Here is a 2,119-nt window from a genome sequence, read left to right as displayed (position 1 = left end):
CGAGTCGTTTTCTGTCTTTCAAATACCTGATCCCCTTATTGCAGGACCCAAGTCCCGCTGTTCGCAAAGCGGCTATTTACACCGCGGGCGAGCTACGCAGGCCTGAGTTGTGGCCTTACCTGATGGAACAAATGGAGATAGACAGGTACTATTCCGTTGCATTTGCAGCACTGGCCAAATCGGGTACGCCGCTTTTGAAATACATTGAAAAAACCTTTTTAAGTAACAATGACAACCGGTACCGGCAGCTGCACCTGATCAAGCTGGTGGAAGAACTGGGCAATGCAGAGGCACTGCGGTTTTTGAGGAGAAATCTGGAAAACCCCAACCGTTTCGTAAAGGACAAGGTACTCGACGCGCTCCGCAACCTGCATTACGTGTGTAATACCACAGAGCGGACGTACCTGCTCAACGAGCTCGACGAGCATTTGAAAACCTTCACCTGGCTGCTGGCCGCGCAAACCGATTTTGACGAGGCTTACGATGCTTCTTCGCAAATGATGCAGAACCTGGAACGTGAGAAGCAGCGCATTATTTTCAAGGCATTTACGGTACTGGAAGTGGTATTTGGGTCAAGATTTCACGCGATCACTTTGCTGAGAGGCGAGCAGGCTACCGACGCCCGAGACTATCTCACGGAGATTTCTGATTTGATGCTGCCGGAGAATGTGAAAAACAAGGTGCTTCCTTATCTCGACAGCGACTCGCGTGAAGAGATGTTCCGCAGGTACAACGAAATTTTCCCCCAGGCGCAGCTCACGGTAGAAGAACGTTTGAAGGACGTGATCAACAAGGATTATACGCGCATTTCAAGGTGGACCAAGGCGGTGGCGATTAAAGAGCTGAAACATTTTCCTTCCGGGAATGTCACGGATATACTTGTCTCCAATGCGGTTTCACATTCCAAGGTAATTTCTGAAACTGCTTTCTACGTGCTCAGGATCATTAATCCGCCCCGGTTCCGCTCGGTGATGCACGTGATGACGCGGGACAATGACCAGTTTCATTTACAGATCATGAAGCCGCTGGAATGGCTGGCTACCGAAGAAGACCTGCTGATCTGCAAGCTGCGCCGCCTGCGGGAGACGCCGGGGCTGGAAAAGCTCCTCAATGGAGAATTACAGAAAATTCTCCTCAATTCGGAGTACTTCAAGGAGGATGAAGGCGAAGTGATTGATTTAAGGAAACATACCAACCGGCCGGACTTATCGGTACTGGTTACTTACGGGAAGCTGCTTTTCTCAAAGGCGGGAGTGATCAGTGCCGGTGAGATCAGGAGCGTGAATGAACTGAAAGCGTTGGGCGTGGCAATGATCCCTAATGTATTGGAAGAGACAGAGTTTTACATTGTCGAAGACTATCTGTTAAAAGATTTGAACATCAGACATCACGTCGCGCCGGAAATAGTGGCAGCGTGACGGATTTAGCATTATAAGTACATGGACCGAAGGTTTGATCAGATGAAGAATTTAGGGCTGGCATTTTGGCTGGTTTGCCTGAGCGCCGCGTCAGTTTTGGCGCAGGTCGGCAGCGCGGCTATGCGGGAGACAGGCCGGCCGATGTATGGATTTTATCAATCTTCCGAATACCGCGCCCACGACCAGAACTTTGGCATTACGCAGGATAGTACCGGGATGATGTACTTTGCCAATTTCGCGGGCGTGCTGGAATTTGACGGTGTTTCCTGGAATACCATCCAAACTGAAAATGTGACGCGGGTATCTGCGCTGAAAACCGATCGAAAAGGCCGCGTACTCGTGGGCGCTAACGGGGAATTCGGTTACCTCGCTTATGATAGTCTGGGTGTACACCGCTTCGTAAGCCTCTCTGCGAAGTTGAAAGACAAGCCCGGCCAGATTATACAGATTCTGCCCGCAAAAGCCGGTGCCTGGTTCATTTCCGACCAGATCAACTTTTTCTGGGATGGTAAGAATGTGAAAGCTTACAAACACGGGCTGTCTATTCAATCCGCATTTGCGTTTGGCGAGGGGGCTGTGGTTTATGCCAAAAACAAGGGTTTTCTGTTACTGAATGAAGGTAAAGTTTCAGGCGTGACGATTGCGCCCGATGTACCTGCATTGCTGGACCTGGTTGCGGTTGTGCCACTTACTGCCAATTC

At 50.2% G+C, this 2,119-nt stretch carries 1 protein-coding gene and 1 pseudogene; both read left to right on the top strand.

Features of this window, described 5'->3' with window-relative positions:
* The coding region (locus ACTIE6_RS18730; RefSeq protein WP_439558095.1) for a HEAT repeat domain-containing protein at positions 1–1,418 on the top strand (1,418 nt) is incomplete at its 5' end.
* 21 nt (positions 1,419–1,439) lie between these two features.
* Positions 1,440–2,119, top strand: a pseudogene (locus tag ACTIE6_RS18725) (hypothetical protein); the annotation flags it as partial.

The organism is Dyadobacter sp., from assembly GCF_051859145.1.
Taxonomy (GTDB): Bacteria; Bacteroidota; Bacteroidia; order Cytophagales; family Spirosomataceae; genus Dyadobacter.
This window is presented reverse-complemented; position numbering and strand designations above follow the sequence as displayed.